The 18661-nt window shown below is 46.8% G+C and carries 13 protein-coding genes; 4 read left to right on the top strand and 9 right to left on the bottom strand.

Annotated features, from left to right (window positions below):
- The 3 genes from K4A83_RS01615 to K4A83_RS01605 are packed head-to-tail and all read right to left on the bottom strand — an operon-like array spanning position 1 to position 3019.
- Positions 1-1329, bottom strand: coding sequence for a TRAP transporter large permease (locus K4A83_RS01615; protein ID WP_265262629.1), 1329 nt, complete (start codon positions 1327-1329; stop codon positions 1-3).
- The gene (locus tag K4A83_RS01610) at positions 1319-1885 is read right to left on the bottom strand and encodes a TRAP transporter small permease subunit (protein ID WP_265262628.1); all 567 of its coding nucleotides are present in this window, start codon (positions 1883-1885) and stop codon (positions 1319-1321) included. The genes K4A83_RS01615 and K4A83_RS01610 overlap by 11 nt, the downstream gene beginning before the upstream one ends.
- Before the next feature lie 24 nt (positions 1886-1909).
- A complete protein-coding gene (locus K4A83_RS01605) occupies positions 1910-3019 on the bottom strand; it encodes a TRAP transporter substrate-binding protein (protein ID WP_265262627.1) in 1110 nt (369 codons plus the stop codon).
- A 1307-nt stretch (positions 3020-4326) separates the two neighbouring features.
- On the opposite strand from K4A83_RS01605, the gene sbcC reads away from it, so the two are divergent.
- Positions 4327-7353: an exonuclease subunit SbcC gene (gene sbcC / locus K4A83_RS01600; protein WP_265262626.1), complete on the top strand. Its 3027-nt coding sequence runs from the start codon at positions 4327-4329 to the stop codon at positions 7351-7353.
- A 159-nt stretch (positions 7354-7512) separates the two neighbouring features.
- On the opposite strand, the gene truB is transcribed toward sbcC, so the two are convergent.
- Complete coding sequence (gene truB / locus K4A83_RS01595; RefSeq protein ID WP_265262625.1) at positions 7513-8442, bottom strand: tRNA pseudouridine(55) synthase TruB; 930 nt, start codon at positions 8440-8442, stop codon at positions 7513-7515.
- 430 nt (positions 8443-8872) lie between these two features.
- On the opposite strand from truB, the gene rpaB reads away from it, so the two are divergent.
- Both rpaB and K4A83_RS01585 read left to right on the top strand, forming a co-directional pair.
- Positions 8873-9643 carry a response regulator transcription factor RpaB gene (gene rpaB / locus K4A83_RS01590; protein WP_265262624.1) on the top strand — a complete coding sequence of 257 codons (771 nt, stop codon included), beginning with the start codon at positions 8873-8875 and terminating at the stop codon, positions 9641-9643.
- Between the two features lie 44 nt (positions 9644-9687).
- Positions 9688-10728 (top strand): anthranilate phosphoribosyltransferase family protein, encoded by a 1041-nt coding sequence (locus K4A83_RS01585; protein ID WP_265262623.1) that lies wholly within the window; start codon positions 9688-9690, stop codon positions 10726-10728.
- Here the strand turns inward: K4A83_RS01585 and ygfZ are convergent.
- From ygfZ to bchI, 3 genes are all read right to left on the bottom strand, one after another.
- Positions 10715-11704, bottom strand: coding sequence for a CAF17-like 4Fe-4S cluster assembly/insertion protein YgfZ (gene ygfZ / locus K4A83_RS01580; protein WP_265262622.1), 990 nt, complete (start codon positions 11702-11704; stop codon positions 10715-10717). The genes K4A83_RS01585 and ygfZ overlap by 14 nt on opposite strands.
- A gap of 145 nt (positions 11705-11849) precedes the next feature.
- Positions 11850-12902 carry a YdcF family protein gene (locus K4A83_RS01575; RefSeq protein ID WP_265262621.1) on the bottom strand — a complete coding sequence of 351 codons (1053 nt, stop codon included), beginning with the start codon at positions 12900-12902 and terminating at the stop codon, positions 11850-11852.
- Between the two features lie 114 nt (positions 12903-13016).
- Positions 13017-14099 carry a magnesium chelatase ATPase subunit I gene (bchI, locus tag K4A83_RS01570; RefSeq protein ID WP_265262620.1) on the bottom strand — a complete coding sequence of 361 codons (1083 nt, stop codon included), beginning with the start codon at positions 14097-14099 and terminating at the stop codon, positions 13017-13019.
- A 373-nt stretch (positions 14100-14472) separates the two neighbouring features.
- On the opposite strand from bchI, the gene K4A83_RS01565 reads away from it, so the two are divergent.
- A complete protein-coding gene (locus K4A83_RS01565) occupies positions 14473-15264 on the top strand; it encodes a hypothetical protein (RefSeq protein WP_265262619.1) in 792 nt (263 codons plus the stop codon).
- Positions 15265-15317: 53 nt separating this feature from the next.
- Here K4A83_RS01565 and K4A83_RS01560 read toward each other — a convergent pair whose 3' ends face one another.
- On the bottom strand, positions 15318-17144 hold the full coding sequence (locus K4A83_RS01560) for a PAS domain-containing hybrid sensor histidine kinase/response regulator (RefSeq protein WP_265262618.1): 1827 nt from the start codon (positions 17142-17144) through the stop codon (positions 15318-15320).
- An 11-nt stretch (positions 17145-17155) separates the two neighbouring features.
- Entirely contained in the window at positions 17156-18508 is a 1353-nt protein-coding gene (locus tag K4A83_RS01555; RefSeq protein ID WP_265262617.1) for a hybrid sensor histidine kinase/response regulator, read from the bottom strand.
- Positions 18509-18661 lie beyond the last annotated feature (153 nt).

The raw sequence follows: 18661 nt of genomic DNA, 5'->3' as shown, positions 1-18661 counted from the left end.
CTACCCCAAAGAGGGCAAAAACGTTACCAAAGGGGGAAAGAGAATTAACACAACCAAAACCAAAACTTGTAACACAATAAAAGGAATTGCCCCCCGATAAATGTCCTCTGTGGTGATTTCGGGAGGAGCCACGCCACGCAGGAAAAATAGGGCAAAACCGAAGGGTGGGGTTAAAAAAGAAGTCTGTAAGTTTGCGCCCAAAATCACTCCATACCAAAGCATATCTAACCCCAAAGCCCGGGCGACGGGGGCGAAAATGGGGATGATAATGAAGGCAATCTCAAAAAAGTCGATAAAAAAGCCTAGGACAAAAATCACCAGCATATTGACCAAGAGAAAACCAACGGTTCCGCCGGGTAAGTTGGTGAGTAGATCAAACATAAAGCGATCGCCATTTAACCCCCGAAAGACCAAACTAAAGGCCGTAGACCCAAACAGGATAAAGATCACCATGCTACTAATCCGTAGGGTCGAATCACTCACCTCGGCCAAAGCAGACCCAGTTAATTTCCCATTCAAGGCCGCCAAAATAATCGCCCCTAAAGACCCCACAGCCCCCGCTTCGGTGGGGGTAGCAACACCAAAAAAAATACTCCCCAACACCAAGAAAATCAACAACAAGGGGGGAATCATCACACTTACCACCCGACGGGCTAATTCTCCCTTGCTGATGTTACGCACTGACTCCGGTAGGGCGGGGGCGACATCGGGACGCAAAAAAGCCACGATCAACACATGAAGGGCAAATGCACCAGCCATCAGGAGTCCGGGAATAAAAGCCCCGATGAATAAATCCCCCACGGAAATCCCCAACTGATCTCCTAAGACGACTAACACCAAACTGGGGGGGATAATTTGCCCCAAAGTCCCCGAGGCCACAATCACCCCTGTAGCCAGTTGTTTGTTGTACCCATAGCGCAACATCACGGGGAGGGAAATTAAGCCCATAGCGACTACTGTGGCGGCCACTACCCCCGTGGAGGCGGCCAGGAGAGCGCCCACGAGGACCACCGCTAGGGCGAGTCCTCCTCGCAGTCGTCCGAAGAGAATCCCCATGGTTTCCAGTAGGTTTTCGGCGAGTCCAGTTTTTTCTAACATCGCCCCTAAAAAGACGAAATAGGGGATGGCCAAGAGGGTATAGTTGGCCATGATGTTAAAGATGCGTTGGGGTAGGGCGGTGAGAAAGAGGGGATTAAAGATGTCTAAGGCGACTCCCACTAGACCAAAGAGAATGGCGACTCCGCCCAAGGAAAAGGCGACGGGGTAGCCCAAGGAAAGAAGGAGTAATGCCCCGGCAAACATGGCTGGGCCTAACCAGTCATAGCCCATGATTCTCCTCCTCGGGGATTAAATCGGTGGGTGCGGGGGGATGGTTTTTTAAACGGGCTAGGTTTTTAATCCCTTCGGAGATGCCCTGGAGGATGAGCAGACTAAAACTGACCAATACCATGGATTTTATGGGGTAGCGGGGCAGTCCGCCGGGGTCTGGGGACATTTCCCGGATCAGCCAAGATTGGAGGACGGTTTGCCAAGAAAAGTAGAGGACGAGAAAGCAGAAGGGGAGCAGAAAACAGGTGATGCCGATTAAGTTGGCGATCGCCTGTTTCCGTCTATCCCAATTTTTATAAAAAATATCTACCCGCACATGGCCGTTATGTTTGAGGGTATAGGCCGCCCCTAAAAAGAAAATCAGGGCGAAGAGATACCATTGAATTTCAATCAGGGCGTTAGAGGCGAGATTTTGCTGAATATACTGACCCAGATAGCGCGCCAACACATTCCAAACTCCAACGCCCACTAAAATTAAAACTAACCCTGTGCTGAGGCGACCAATTCCCTCATTAAGTCGATCAATCCAGCGCGCTACAGTTAACCAAAATTCCATCAAAACAAACCCAACCCTATTGATTTACAAGGTTTCCGCCACAAAATTGGTTAAACTCAACTCGTTAATTTTGTGCCACTGTAGGATTTTATCCCGGAACTCTCGCCACGGTTCATAGACTTCTTTAAATGTGGCATCACTGTTGGCGGTTTCGGCGTAAATCTCAAAGGCTACCCGTTGGGCGGCTGCCATAATTTCTGGGGAAAAACTCCGTAGTTGAGTCCCTCCGGCGAGTAAGCGCTCTAAGGCTTCTTGATTTAAACGGTCATAGCGGGCTAACATTTCCAGATTGACCTGATAACTGGCGGCCTTAAAAATGGCTTGGTATTCTTTGGGCAATCTCTCCCAAGCGGTTTTATTGACCTGGACTTCTAAGGCGGCTCCGGGTTCCCACCAACTAGGATAGTAGTAGTATTGGGCGGCATTGTGCAGACCTAGTTTTTCATCATCATAGGGGCCGACCCATTCGGCCGCATCAATGGTTCCCCGGTCTAAGGCTAGGAAGATTTCCCCCCCAGGCAACACTTGGGCATTGACTCCTAAGCGTTCCATTACTTTCCCCCCTAAGCCCGGAATGCGCATTTTTAGCCCTTGTAGGTCGCTGAGGGTGTTGACTTCCCGTTTAAACCAGCCCCCCATCTGGGCTCCGGTATTCCCGGCTGGAAAGTTGATGATGTTGAAGTCTGCGTAAATTTTCTGCATGGCTTCTAAACCACCACCACTATAGAGCCAAGCGTTATGTTGTTGGGCGTTGAGGCCAAAGGGGACGGTAGTCCCGAAGGCTAGGGCGGCACTTTTGCCGATGTAATAATAGGCGGCGGTATGACCACATTCTACGGCTCCACTTTGGACGGCATCGAGGACTTCTAACCCCCCGACAATTTCCCCGGCCGCAAAGGGGGTGATTGTAAAGCGACCTCCGGTCATGTCGCTAATTTTTTGACAAAAGGCCTCGGCGCTGCCGTAGATGGTATCTAAGGATTGGGGCCAACTGGTGGCCATGCGCCATTGTAACTGGGGGAGACTGGTGGAGTCGGTGGAGGGGGAACCCGAGGGGTTGGCCTGACAAGCCACTAGGGCGGCGGCTGTGGTTCCGGCGATCGCACTACTCTGAACAAACTGTCTACGCTTCATGATCTCTCTGGGTTTGGGCGAAGGGGCTGGAGCGAAGTCCTCACGTTAGGCTTGGCTTCAGTCTATCCCAAATCTTGCCCGAACTCACGAAAAAGGGGATAGGATTGAACGCTTCCTATCCCCTGTCCATCATCATTGGACGATATCATTGGACAATCAAGGTCTAACGCACCTCCCGTGTTGAGGTTTGGTTCATTTTGATTAAACGTTGCGCTAAACATAACAATATATAGATAAACATTAAGTAGCTTGTGGCCACTAACAGGATCATCATGGGTACACCTCCAAGGTTATGAGTGGGGGAAAGTCAAGGGCATTCAATCTTAAACAGTTATTCAGTTTTTTATTCAGTTTTTTATTCAATTTTTCCAGCAATGGCTAGTTTGGCGTTTTCAGGCAGGGCAAAGCAAGACGAGCGAAAGACAATCTCCACGGGAGACGTTTCGCGAACGCCTGAACTGTTCCCCTACAAGCTCACGGATTAACCCGTTTTTTTCAAGAACAAAATTGTTCGAGAACAAAACTTTCAGGGGTTTCTGTAACAGAGGCTTTGAAGCAGATGTAGGAGACTCGAACTTTTACTCTCGGACTGGAATTCTAGGGATCTCACTCTTAGAGCTTCTAGACTCTTAGAGGTTCTAGATTTAGAGGTTCTAGCTTGGCGCAATGGATTTAGGGTATAATTGAACTCCTCAAGAGTCAACCCTGAACCGGACGAGTCTCCAATTCCCGTCACAACTCCCCTCACCCTCAATACCCTATTCAAAGACTTTAGCCAAAATCTCTTTGGCTAAAACTCTTGATCTCCCAGAGCAAGGCTGTGTTGTATTCCATCCTACCCACTCGGCCAAGAGCCGCTTGTTGTGGTCTTGAGAACCCTTCTCAGTATTTTGTCTCGAATCCTTAGACCTGTCAATCTTGAAGTCTCACCTGAACAGGTTGGCCTGTTGACCACACCTGACTACTCCAAGACCAGCACTCACGACCAGCACTCAACTGATCATTAAAAACCGGGACAAAACCCCATAAGGGCAATCATAACAGGGTTATCAAACCCGAACCCAAGAAGCTCTAAACCCAAAAGGCGGAGGAGACAGTTCGGTATTGTAGAATACAAAGAATCGAACTGCAATTCATCAGACTGCTTCTCAGTTAAAAGAGCTTTGCACTCAGAACGAGTGTACAAAATCTTTAAAAGCCTTACTATTAGACTAACATAGGATTTGCTAATCTGGGAGTATTTAGGGAAAAATTTTCTCAATGATTGTGCTTAATGTTGCTCCGTATTTTCAGGGAGATCGAAAATTATGATTCCGTTACAACTCACCCTGAAAAATTTCCTGAGTTATCGCCAAGTCACCTTAGATTTTCGGGGCTTGCATACGGCTTGTATTTGTGGGGCGAATGGGGCGGGGAAGTCGTCGCTGTTGGAGGCGATTACTTGGGCGGTGTGGGGGCAAAGTCGGGCGGCAACGGAGGATGATGTGATTAATGCCGGAACGAAGGATGTCCGGGTTGATTTTACCTTTTGTAGTGATGACCAAACTTATCGCATTATTCGCAGTCGTTCAAGGGGGCGCAGTGGGAGTTTAGAGTTTCAGGTGATGATGGGGGAGGGGCGTTTCCGTTCGATTAGTGGGAAGGGAGTCAAGGGGACACAACAGCAGATTATTGAAACGTTGAAGCTGGATTATGATACGTTTGTCAATTCGGCGTATTTGCGTCAAGGTCGGGCGGATGAGTTTATGTTACGTCGTCCGAGGGAACGGAAACAGGTGTTGGCGGATTTGCTGAAACTGGATCATTATGAGGTGTTGGCCCAGAGGGCGAAGGATCAAGCGAAACAGTATAAGGCTGAGGTGGAGGTGTTGGAGGCGACTCTGGGACCGTTACAAAGCCGACTGGGGGAACGGGGGGGAATTGTTGAGCAACAGGAGCAGTTAGGGGTCCAGATTGAAGGATTGCGAGGGGAACAGGAGAAATTAAAGGGGGAACTGACCCATTTGCAGAAGGAGGAGCATCATCGCCAATACTGGGAGAATCAGGTCACGTGGCAGCAGAATCAGTATCAAAAGTTGGTGCAGGATTGCGATCGCCTCTACCAAGAAATTGAGCAGTCCCATCAACGTTCTGAGGGCTTACGGCAGTTGGTAGAACAGGGGTCTGAGATTAAAGCCCAGTATGAGCAGTTATTACAGTTACGCCAACAGGAGCAAAGTTTAGCCCAAAAGTTTCAGGCCTATCAGGAGTTACAACAGCAGCACCAAGAGTTACAGCAGCAGTTACTACAACGCAAGAATGAGTTAAGTCTCTCCCTTGGACAGCAACAAGCTCGTCTCACTGATTTGGACCAACAGGAACAGGAAGTTCTGGGAATTTTGAGTCAGGAGGGGGAGATTCGGGAGGCACTACAAGAATTACAGCGTTCTCGTCAACGATTACAGGAACTAGATGCGCTCCAGTTGGAGGTGTCGCCTCTGTTGGAGAGGCGTCACCGTTTGGAGATGGAAGTGGAACAGGTCCGCACCCGTTATCAAGTCCGTTTGGAACAGTTGCAAGTGACGAAAGGGAGGATTGAGCAGCAAATCGCGGCGATTCCTCCGTTACGACAACGGATTTTAAGTGTCGATGCTCAGGTGATGGCCTTAGATAAAAAAAAGGTGTATCAGGAACGAGTTCATGAAAAGGGACAAGAACGGAAGTTATTCCGCAGTCGTTTGGAAGAGCAGCAAAAGCAGAATGAACAGCAAATTGGGGAGTTACAGCAAAAGCTGGATTTATTGGCTGTGCCGGAGGCCGTCTGTCCATTGTGCGATCGCGCTCTAGATGAAGACCATCGTCGCCATGTGATTGAAAAAACCCAAGCGCAACAGGAACAACTGCAAAAACAAATCTGGGCGATTCGGGAAGATATGGCGATCTGTGAGCGAGAATTAACGAAACTGCGACAGGAATACAGCCAACTCCAGCAAGAGTTAACTGTACATTCAGCCTTGATTCAAGAACGGGGCCAGTTAGAAGCCCAGTTAGAACAAAGTTGTGAGCAGTACGAACGACTGCAAGAACTTGAAGAGGAGATGAGCGAGTTGGAACGCTCTCTGACGGTGGGGGGCTATGCGCTGGAACTCCATCAGGAACTCCACCAACTGAATGAAAAGATAGTGCAATTAAACTATGATGAAAAGACCCATGCGTTGATTCGGGGGGAGGTGAAAAATCGACAGTGGGCAGAAATTAAACAGTCGAAGATTGAGGATGCCAAGCGCAAACAAGGGGAGTTAGCCCGTCAACGGCCCCAATTGTGCGATCGCCTGCAAAACATCCAACAACAGATCGCCCAACTCGAACAAAACTCAGACCTGCAACGGCAGATTCAACAGGTTAAGGATCAGATCACCGCCTTGGGCTATGATCGTCAGGAACACAGCCAACTCACAGAAACCCTGCGCGCCATGCAGGGAGTGGAACTGCGCTATCATCAACTCGAACAAGCTCAAGCCCAACTACCCCAAGTCCAGGCCGACGAGCAGGAAAAACGGCAGTTACTACAGATGCGAGAACAAGAGCGCCAGAACATGGGGCAAGAGATTCAGCAGTTAAACACCCGCATGGCAGAAATGCCCGACTATCGCCCCCAAATCCAGACCTTAGAACAAACCCTACAACAAAATCGACAGGCCTTAGATCATCGGATTGCCGAACAAGGGCGTTTAGGGGAACAACTGCGCCAACTCGAACACTACGAGGGGGAATATGAACGGACTCAGGAGAAAATTCAAACCGTCCGCCAACAGTACCGAGTCTATCAGGAACTGAGTCAAGCCTTCGGGAAAAATGGCATTCAAGCGCTGATGATTGAGAATATTCTCCCCCAACTAGAGGCCGAAACTAACCAGATTCTCGCTCGACTCACGGGGAATCAACTGCACGTTCAATTTATTACCCAAAAGGTGGGCAAGAGTAATCAAGGGAAGAAAAACCCGAAAATGATTGATACCCTAGAGATTCTGATTGCCGATGTCCAAGGGACTCGCGCTTATGAGACCTATTCTGGGGGGGAGGCCTTTCGCATTAACTTTTCCATTCGTTTAGCCCTAGCGCGACTGTTAGCCCAACGCTCTGGGGCATCCTTGCAAATGTTAATCGTCGATGAAGGATTTGGGACTCAAGATGGGGAAGGATGCGATCGCCTCATTGCCGCCATTAACGCCATTGCCAGCGATTTCGCCTGTATTTTAGCCGTTACCCATATGCCCCAATTTAAAGAAGCCTTCCAGTATCGTATTGAAGTTCAGAAAACGGAACAAGGTTCCCAGTTGAGCGTGTTAAGTTAGGGTCTGTTGAATCAGGCTCTAATGCCGGGGGTGGGAAATTGATAATTGATAATTGACAATTGACAATTGATAATTGACAATTATTTCCGACTCCTGATTACTGATTGGGCGCCCAAGCGCAACTACGAACCTGATTCCCGATTTGGTGCCCAAGCGCAACTACGAACCTGACTCCCGATTGGGCGCCCAAGCGCAACTACGAACCTGATTACTGATGACTGTCTTAGGGACTAACTGCATTATCTCCCCCTCCCCTTGACCCAAACCTATCCCCAGAAAGCCCTGATCATTATACACTCGCAGAAAAAGCCCTGACTTCCCCAACGGACACAAAACCCCTTGACCCTGACACCAACGTTGCGCTTCCTCCTCCTGTAATACCACCTTGGGTAAATGACCTAAAGGCCCATCCACCCCCAAGGGCATAAAACACCCCTCCCCCACCTGTGCCGCCAACTCCTCCAACGTCACACTCTCCCCCAAGCTCATCCCACAACTCAATGTCCGCGTCAAGTGCGCCAGTGTCCCCCCTACTCCTAACTTTTCCCCCAAATCCCGGGCAATTGACCGGATATAAGTCCCGCCCCCACAATCAATATCAACCTCCAACTCCGCCAACTCCCCAGCCTGCCAACTCACTAAAGCCACCCGGTCAATCCGCACCACTCGCTTCGGCACTTCTACCACTTCCCCCGCCCTCGCCCTCGCATACAAAGGTTTCCCCCCCTGCTTAATGGCACTATAGACAGGCGGCACCTGTTCAATTTCCCCGACAAACTCCCTTAATAAGCCCTCTACTCCCTCCTGTGTCACCCCTTCGGCCGAAGTCGTCGCCAACACTTCTCCCTCTAAATCATCTGTACTGGTACACATCCCCAAATGAATGCGCGCCCGATAGGACTTGCCCTCTGGCAAGTATTGCAACAAACGAGTAGCATTGCCCAAAGCAATGGGCAACACCCCCGTTGCGGCAGGGTCTAAGGTTCCCCCATGTCCCACCCGCTTGAGTTTCAGCAATCGTCGCACCCGGGCAACACAGTCATGAGAAGTCATGCCAGCCGATTTGTTAAGATTTAGGAAGCCAAACACGGGAATCAATTATAAATTATCAATTATCAATTCTCAGGATATCAAAATTATGGGGGTTAAGCTCAATTATCCATTTTCCATGAGCAGCTTTCCATTAGGAGCTTTCCATTATGGGCTGCGCATTCGCCAAGGAGGTCAATAAGTAGGTCAATATCTTCCTTGAGTCAGAGTGCAGACCCAATTTTCCCCTTGATAATAACAGGCGGGGATCAGCAATGATAAAATTGTAAACATAATTTAAACTCCCCCGAGGTTCTCGCCCAGAGTCTAGGCGAGATAAATCGCCTGCATTATAACAAAATAAGTGTTAAAGGGATAATTTTTTTTACTTTTGAGTTAGTTTGCTTAAGTAAAAAGACTCATGCTATTATTTGAATAGTTATAATGTTGATAACAATTGGACAGACCCAAAGTTAGTCTGGAAGGGAACGTGGACAACCACAATGCAAAAATCTTAGTCGTAGATGACGAGCCTGCGGTGCGGCGAATTTTAGAAACTCGTCTTTCTATGGTGGGGTATGAAGTCGTCACCGCATCTGACGGAGAGGAGGCCTTGAAATTGTTTGATCAAGAGTCTCCTGATCTAGTCATTTTAGATGTTATGATTCCCAAAGGAGATGGCTATTATATCTGTCAAGAAATACGAAAATTTTCTGAAATTCCTATCATTATGCTCACGGCTTTATCTGATGTAGCAGACCGAATTACAGGGTTGCAAATTGGAGCAGATGATTATTTAGTAAAACCTTTTTCTCCAAAAGAACTAGAAGCCCGGATTAGTACCATTTTACGACGGGTTAAAAAAACAGAATACCGTTCTAATCCTGATGGGGGGGTGTTACGGATTGGTAAACTGACCGTAGACACGAACAAACGTAAGGTTTTTTCCGGGAATAGTATTGTGCGTTTGACAGAAATCGAGTTCAATGTGTTGCAACTGTTAATTCGCCAAGCTGGAGAACCGATTTCTCGGGCAGAGATTCTAGAGGCGATTTGGGGTTACACTCCTCGTCAAACTGGGGATTTACGCTTAGTAGATGTTCATATTTCCCGTTTACGGGGCAAGATTGAGAACGACCCCAAACAACCGGAATATATAATTACGGAACGGGGGATGGGTTATTCTTTCCAGCGCCTACTGGACTATCCCCAGGGTAGTGCTTCCTCTGAGCCGATGGGTGCGGGAATTGGCATGGATTAGGTTAGGATTCAAAAATATCTGAAGCGTTGATCCGTGATGGCTGTATGAGTGCTGTATTTCGCGAATTACTAAAAAAAATTGGGAGTGGCCCTCATACTGGGAGGGATTTAACTCGGGAGGAGGCCAAAACGGCTACCTTGATGATTTTGAGACAGGAGGCGACTCCTGCTCAAATTGGGGCGTTTATGATTGCTCATCGGATTAAGCGTCCGACGGGGGAAGAGTTGGCGGGGATGTTGGATGCTTATGATGAACTGTGTCCTCGTTTGAGTTCTCTGGGGGGAGAATCGGAGGTGGTGGTTTTGGGGACTCCCTATGATGGGCGATCGCGCACGGCTCCGGTTACAGTTCTCACGGCCTTGATTTTAGCGGCTTCGGGCTTGTCTGTGTTGCTACATGGTGCGGAAAAGATGCCCACCAAATACGGGCTACCCCTTGTTCAGATCGGACAAGATTTGGGGGTAGATTTTCCTGCGGCTACTCTGCCAAAAGTCCAACAGATGTTAGAACAAACGGGACTCGGTTTTTTTTATACCCCCTCCCATTTTCCTGATTTTACCTCCCTCATCACCTATCGGGACGAAATCGGCAAGCGCCCCCCCTTTGCCACCTTAGAGTTGATCTGGTCGCCCTATGGGGGGAACTATCATCTGCTGGCGGGATATGTGCATCCTCCCACGGAGCATTTTATTCAAGAAGCGTTGAGATTACGGGATGTGGAAAAATATACATTAATCAAGGGTTTAGAGGGAAGTTGTGATTTACCTCGCGATCGCACCGCCATTATAACCTGTCAAGATCCCGGTAATTTTGACCAACGAGAACGCCTAAAAATCCATGCCCGAGATTACGGTTTAGGCGGAACAGAAGTCCCCCTCACCTCCCGGGACGAGTTGCTGGCACAAATCAACACCACCCTGGAAGGCAAACCCTCGCCCCTATGGCCGGCTGTCTTGTGGAATGGGGGGTTTTATCTTTGGCGTTGTGGCAAAGTTGCCCATTTACCCGACGGCATCCAACAAGCTCAACGCTTACTAGAAGAAGGGCAAGTAGCCACAAAATTAGCAGAACTCAAGGGGCTGTAAAATACTGATGGCTCAAAAAAGGAGCTTCTACCACTTCCCCCGTAGCTTCCCCTACCTGCACCGTTAAACCTGCACCGCCCGCCTTAGTTTTAATGTAGGCTAAACCCCAAATGCCATCCGGGGTGCTGGTGCAACTGGTCAGAATACCAATTTTCTGCTCCCCTTGTTTAATATCTTGGCCCGGAGCAACCTCTTGATTCAATTTCACCCCCCAGAGGCGCTGTTTCACCCCCTGATAGGTGTTGAGACGGGCAATGGTTTCCTGACCAATGTAACAGCCCTTATTAAAGGAGATCGCCTGCCATAATCCTGCTTCTAGGGGGTTATAGTCCTCCGTGAGTTCTAAAATTGGGGCTGGACGGCCTTGGCGAATGCGCAGTTGCTCCCAAACCTGTTCCCCCATCGGTTGGATGTCCAAGTCTAGTAAAAACTGCCACAGGGAAGCACTATGCTCTTGATGCACCATGACGGTATAACCCGGCAAGCCTAAACCATTGCCCACGGCCACCCGCACCTCTACCCCCCCTAGATTAAAGAGGGCGTGAGAGGCTTCTGGCTGCCCTTGTAAGACCTCTAAACCCAAGGTTTTGACTTGTTCTTCACTGAACCGCCCAAACAGGCTAAAAACGGCAAATTCTGGGGAAATATCGCGAATTTTAACCCGATCCATTGGGAAGAGGTAGCGGTCTAACCAAAGGAGTAGATTTTCCCGTTGACTAGGGGACACGAGAGTGAGGACAGTATTTTCTGTGACGTAAACCGTGGCTAAATCTAATGTGCGGGCTGTGGAGGTAACAAAGACGGTCTGACACCCTTCTCCGGGTTTGAGGGTTTGGATTTGGTTAGTGGTTTGATTATGGAGGAATTGGCGACAGTCTTGGTCTGAAAGTTCTAATAGACCGCTACCGGAGCGATCGCAAATCCACACCCCGGAGCCTGAAAGTACAGCTAGATAGGCTTCTGAGTCATTGTTCAATCGATTGGGACTCCCCGACTCCAAAATAACTTCCTCCTGTTGTTGTGTTTCTTGGCACGTTGATCATTAACTATAGCTTTCCGGGCAGCATGGGGCAATCCAACAAAAGGAAGGAACCGAGGAAGGGGAATTCCGCAACATTTTGTTAAAACACAATGGGCGAAAGCCAACCCCGCAAGAAATAATAAATCGTGGCTAAATATTCTTCAATCACATTGGTCGTAATTTCTAAGGCCTGAATGGAGGGGATTAAATCGGCTAAGGTAATCCGTCGGCGCGCCCCTTCTTCCCCCTCAAAGGTTTGAAAATCGGTAGGTCGGGGAATAACCCGCATTCCCACTTCTCGGAAGGTTTGCGCCGCTCGACGAATTTGTAACGCCGAAGTGACTAATAAAATCGTCGGAGTATCTTCTCCCAATTGAGTGCTTAAAATTCGCTGAACTTCGAGGGCATTGGTGCGCAAATTTAAGCCTACCGTTTCAGGATAGATAGCACTTTCTGGCACGCCTAACCGTTCCAATACAATACTAATATCCCGCGCCTCATCAATCTGTTCCGCGCTGCCTTGAATATTACGTCTGGGACTAGCACAGACAATTACAATGGGAAAGCTCCCTAGTTCTCGCTGTTGTCGGAACAGTTGGGCGGTGTATAAAATGCGGCTTCCTGTGGCTGTCAGTTGAATTTGGGTTCGGTAGCCAAGATTCGGCTCCGTGCTACCTTGTCCTAATAAAACAATGGCTGGCCCGACTTGAAAGGGTTCGGGGGTGAGGGGTTCGGGACAATCTTGCACACAAGCTTCTCGTTTTTGTTGCTCGACTTGAATGGTTTCGAGTTCAATGGCTCGGGCAATTTGATAGGAAATGAGAGGATTACTAGAGAGGATTAAAATAATTAAAGCGGTCCAGAGTAAAGCAGGAGCAGGCTGTTTAATTTCCCCTTTTTTATTAATCTTGAAAACGCTGGATAAAATTAACAGTAAAGATAAACCCAAGGGGGTGAGGGGAATGGACATGACTTTCCACAACACCGCTACGGGGGTATAGGTGGGGCTGATAAAGGCGATCGCAATCACGGCCAAAATAAAGCCCACCCCAATCACCGTGAGGGCTGCCTTGGGGATAACTTTCGCCAGTAAGTAATAGAGAAAAACGCCGATCAGCAGGAGCAGCAGCGTACTGGTGAGTAGTTCAAACATGGTCTAGCGCAACACCTCCTGTAAGCCGAGAGGAGGGAGTGGGAGAAACCCCCTGAACTCCCCACGTTTAAGCGGCTAATTTCTCTCGTTTCTCCAGTGTTTTACTGAGATCCGTTAGGATGCTTCACCTTCGACCCCAAACACCCGGTTAAAGGCTTTTTCAACTTTATAACCGGAATCAATGGACTCTAGGGGATCTTTGCGCAGACGGTGACGCAGGCAGAGGGTGACAACACGACGAATATCATCAACGGTGACTTCGGTGCGACCTTCAAAGGCGGCTAAGGCTTTTGCGGCGCGGTTGGTGACAATATCACCCCGTAACCCATCTACGTCTAATTCTGCACAAACTTCGGAAATATTCACCCGCAAATCATATTCAATGGTGACATCTCCTAGGCGTTTTTGGGCTTCCACTAAACGCGCTTGTAGGGCCTCTTGTTCCACTTGATAGCGACTCATAAATCCTTGGGGGTCCCGGTCAAAGTCTGACCGTTGTTCCACAATTTGCACCCGTAAGGCTGGTTCTTTAACGGTGCGGATTTCGGCGTGCATCCCGAAACGGTCGAGGAGTTGGGGGCGTAATTCCCCTTCCTCGGGGTTGCCGGAACCGACAAGAACAAAGCGGGCGGGGTGGCGGATGGAAATGCCTTCTCGTTCCACTGTGTTCCAACCACTGGCGGCAGAATCTAACAGAACATCGACGAGGTGATCATCGAGTAAGTTTACCTCATCCACATATAAAATCCCTCGGTTGGCTTTGGCCAGTAGACCGGGTTCAAAGGCTTTCACTCCTTCGGAGAGGGCTTTTTCAATGTCAATGGTGCCACAGACCCGATCTTCTGTTGCTCCTAGAGGCAAGTCAATCATGGTGACTTTTTTCTGGGTAATGGTGAGAGGGAGATTTTGGGCGATCGCATTGCGCACCTCATCCCCCATTAAATCTGGATCTGTAGGGTGGGAATTAAACGGGTCATTGGCGACTACATCGATTTCCGGTAAGAGGTCAGCCAAGGCGCGAATCGTGGTGGATTTTCCCGTTCCGCGATCGCCCATGATCATCACCCCGCCAATTTTGGGGTCAATCACATTCAATAACAGGGCTAATTTCATTTCCTCTTGACCGACAATGGCCGTAAAGGGAAACACGAGGCGACGGGTTTGGGTGGGAGGGGTTTGGAGGGCGGTTGCAGTCATTAGATTTATATTTCTTCTTATTATTCTCACTCAGCAGACAGCAAAACGAGTCTCGACCATCAGGGAAGAGACTCCGTAAGACTTTAGCTCTTGTGACCTGTTACATTTTAATACAAAGTTGCACGACAAAAACGGTGTTGTCCCCATATCGAAAATCGGAACAAACCTGATTCTGATAATCCCCGATCGCAATTCGTCCCACGCTGCCTTATCGGGTCAGACGCGGGGCTGCTTGCGGAAAACGCTAAAGCTTGATATGGCGTTTCCATTTGAGTTTTGTAATCCACAAGGGAAAGTAACGGGAACAGGGAACAGTATACAAGGGTTACAATGTGCTTGAAGTATTACGAGAAACTGCTCTTAGAGTTTATCAATGACCGAAGAACTAAACCCCCTTGCTGAACGATTAGTTAATCTGGATCTAGAAATTCAACTCCTTAAAGCTAGTCTCAATCATGCCCGGGTCCAGTGTGAGCGAGATCCCCTACATCAGGAACAATGGCAAAAGCAAATCACCAAACTAGAAAACCGTCTCCAACGGATGGAACAAACTCGTCAACGTTGGTTAGATGAACTGAGTACCCCCCAATTAAAACAACGGATTCAAGCCTTAGAAACTCGGGTTTTAGTATTACAGCAACGGGTTGAACAGTTAGAGCAAGAAAATTTTGAGTTACGCGAAAAAGCTCAGGAATTCCAAGAGTTACAGGATGAACATGAGTTTTTAAATAAACTCTACAGAGAACAGTTAAAAAATGTAGCTTTACTCAGTATTCATCAAAAGCAAAATATTGAAAACTATAGTAAATTAGTGTTAGATATTGGACAACGATTAAAGGATGCGAATCTTTCTGTTATTGCTAAAGCAAGCAAATCCTCTTTAGATCCTAATGGTGAATATGTTCAACAAAGTGGCTTAAATAGTTATGGGATTAATCCTAAAATTGATCAAGTCTTATTTCCTCTATCTATCAAAAAAAATCGCTCTAAGTATCTACTTTTATTGATTATTAATGCAAACACATCGACCTTTTCTGAAGGAAACTTATCTGTTAAACTTTATGACACTTGTCAGAAAAAGCTGCTAGACTCCAAAGATTTTGAATTTTTTCAAAACCAAGAAGCTGTAGATTATTTTGTGAACCTTTATCATGAAATGAAATAATTTTTGTTAATGAGATTGAAAATATGTGTTGTAAAATTCAAACATACGATCATTTAACAAGCCTCCAAAAAGGTTAAAATTCCTTGGTCATCAAAATCTTGAGTGAGTTTTAAGAGTTTTGCACAAAAAGGCTCATATTTTTCATCTAAACTTTTTAGTTGTGTCGCTTCCATCTCAATGGCAGAAATATCCCCAATTTTAGCCGCTTGGTGCAGGCGATCTATCACCGGAGAAGGGGGAAAAATGAGAGGCAATTCCACAGCAGAAGGAGTTAGACTAATCTCAGGTGTTTCACAAATCCACTCGATTTGTAACAGTTGATGGAGGTCATGTAAAAGCTTTTGCAGATCAATCGGTTTAGGGATAAAACCATTACAACCCACCGCTAAACTTTTGGCGTGATCATTATTTAAAACACTGGCACTGAGGGCTAAAATAATGGTATCTTGAAAGGCCTCTTGTTCTCTTAAACGACGGGTCATTTCAAAGCCATCTAGATTCGGCATGACTAAATCGGTTAAAATCACATCAGGCTTGAATGTTTGTGCGATCGCCAACCCCTCCCTCCCATCCTCTGCCACTTGACATTCAAACCCCAGAGGGTGCAGGATATCCAGCAAAACAGCGCGGTTAACTTCCTTATCATCCACAATCAAAACTTTGCGTGTTGCACCAATATAACCCGTAATCAGTTGACCTTGTTGAACAACCGACAGTTTAGCCCATTCTTGAACAACGGGAAAGGTTAAATCAAACCAAAACTTACTCCCTTTTCCGACTTCACTAATGACCTCAATTCTACTCCCCATTGTCTCCGCAATATGTTGACTAATCGCTAACCCTAAACCCGTCCCTTCTGTATGATGGTGAGGGAATCCAGCTTGTTCAAAGGGGAGAAAAATTTGTTCTAAGTGACTCTTGGGAATGCCAATTCCCGTATCTTTGACCAGAAACCGGAGAGTGATTTGTTCCCCAGTTTGTTCTAAAATTATCACCTTAAATAAAACCGTCCCTTGCTCTGTAAACTTAATCGCATTAGTTAATAAATTAATTAACACCTGTCGCAGACGTTTTTCATCCCCTTGCACCCCCGGCGGCAAATCTAGGGGAATCTCATAACAAAATTGAATATCTTTCCCCTCAGCGCGAATGCGGGACATTTCCACCACACTGAGTAAAAAGGACGGCAGATGAAAATTAGTGGGGATAATTTCTAGTTTATTGGCCTCAATTTTGGCAAAATCTAACACATCTTCAATCAGAGTCAATAAATGAGTTGCACACTGATGAATAACACTTAACCCCTCGCGATGAATATTTAGATTATCGGTACGTTGTAGAATTTGGGTATAGCCAAGAATCCCATTGAGGGGAGTGCGTAACTCATGACTCATATTCGCCAGAAATTCGCTTTTCGCTTGATTCGCTACCTCAGCCGCTTCTTTGGCTGCCTGTAGTGCCGCTTCTCGTTGTTTGCGATCGCTAATATCCCGCACCACCGCCTGAATCACTTGTTTTTCCCCCAATGCCAACGTCGCTAACCACACCTCCGCCCAAAACTCCTCCCCATTGCATCGTCGGTGTTGCCACTCAAAGCGATATTCTCCCTGTGCGATCGCCTTTTCTACCGCCGCCAAAGCAGCCACTTGAGAATCTCGGCCATCTGGCTGTGTCGGTGGCGATAAATCTGACGGTAACTTACCCAACAATTCCGACTCCAACTCATAGCCAAACATCGCCAAAGTAGCCCGATTACAGCTAATAATCTTTTGATCATACAACAGGACAGCATCCTGCAATCCTTCATATAAAAGACGATATTTCGCTTCAGAAATTTGCAATTCTTGACTCATAGACTGCTCTTTGATTCCGTCACTCATTCACCTAAACCTCAACTCGCTGTAATGGAATTGTCCGGGGCAAAAGAAACCTCAACTGGCAACTTTAATCGGAAAGTTGTTCCCTGATTAGGAATAGATTCTACCTCAATTTTCCCTTGATGATGTTCCATAACCTCACGAGTAATGCTTAACCCTAGCCCCGTCCCCTTCCCGACTTTTTTCGTCGTGAATAGATAATCAAAAATCTGCTTTTGAATAGCCAGAGGAATCCCCACCCCATTATCTTGAATCGTGATCCAAACTTGCTGATCTGCCTCAGCATAACGGGTTTGAATAATAATACAGTTGCCCTGATTATCTCCTTGAAAAATTTCCCCTTGCTGGTAGGCTTCATCTAAAGCATCAATGGCATTGGCTAATACATTCATAAACACCTGATTCAACTGACCGGGAAAACAGGTAATCAGAGGTAATTGATCATAATCTTTAATCACCTGAATGGCCGGTCGTTGTTCATTTCTTTGTAGACGATGTTTAAGAATTAAAAGCGTACTATCTAGACCTTGATGCACGTCAAAAACCTCCGGCAGACTCTGATCTGAGCGGCAAAACGTCCGCATAGCTTGACTAATATAAGTCAGTCGTTTTGTGCCTTCTTCCAAAGACCGCAAAAGCTGGGGAAAATCTTCCGCCACATAGTCAAACTCAGTATTCACTAATCTTTCTCGAATTTCTGACACAGGTTGAGGATAATAGGTCTGATATAACTTCACCAGATCAATTAGATTTTCAGCGTAATCATAGGCAGGCTTAAGGTTGCTCTCAATAAAACCAATTGGATTCTTTATTTCATGGGCAATTCCAGCAATTAACTGTCCCAAAGATGACATTTTTTCTTGTAAAACTAACTGAGATTGCATCGATTTAATCTCAGATGTTTTCTCTTCTACTTTTTCCTCTAAGCACAAGTTAAGATTCAGCAATTCTCGATTTTTTTCTGCCAATTCTTGAGTCAGTTTACACAGTTTGAGATGAAGATTAACCCGCGCTAACACTTCATTCTGCTGAAACGGTTTGGTGATATAATCTACCGCCCCCAATTCAAAGCCTTTGATTTTATTCTCTGTATCAGCTAAGGCTGTCATAAAAATAACTGGGATGGCTTGTGTAGAAGGATTTTCTTTAATCAAATGACAAGTTTCAAAGCCACTAATCCCCGGCATCATCACATCTAATAAAATTAAATCTGGTAATACATCTTCCAGTTTCTTCAGCGCGCTTTCCCCATCTTTAGCAATTAAAACCCGTAACCCGACATCTCTCAGTAAATTAAACACAACCTTAATATTTGTTGGGTTATCTTCAACCACTAAAATGGTACTCGATTCTACTCCTTCAAACATGATTGACCTCTTAGCAAGTTACAAATCAATAGTCGATTATTATTTGGTCTGCAATTCCGTATTTTTTCGGTTGATTTTAGACCCAAAATAAACGTTAATTGAAGTTGGTTCAACAGCCAGTTAGAGATTTAAGGTTAGAGCTTTTGATTCGGG

The organism is Spirulina subsalsa FACHB-351 (genome assembly GCF_026130165.1).
GTDB lineage: Bacteria > Cyanobacteriota > Cyanobacteriia > Cyanobacteriales > Spirulinaceae > Spirulina_A > Spirulina_A subsalsa_A.
Note: the sequence above shows the minus strand (reverse complement) of the source record. Positions and strands in the feature narration are given on the sequence as shown.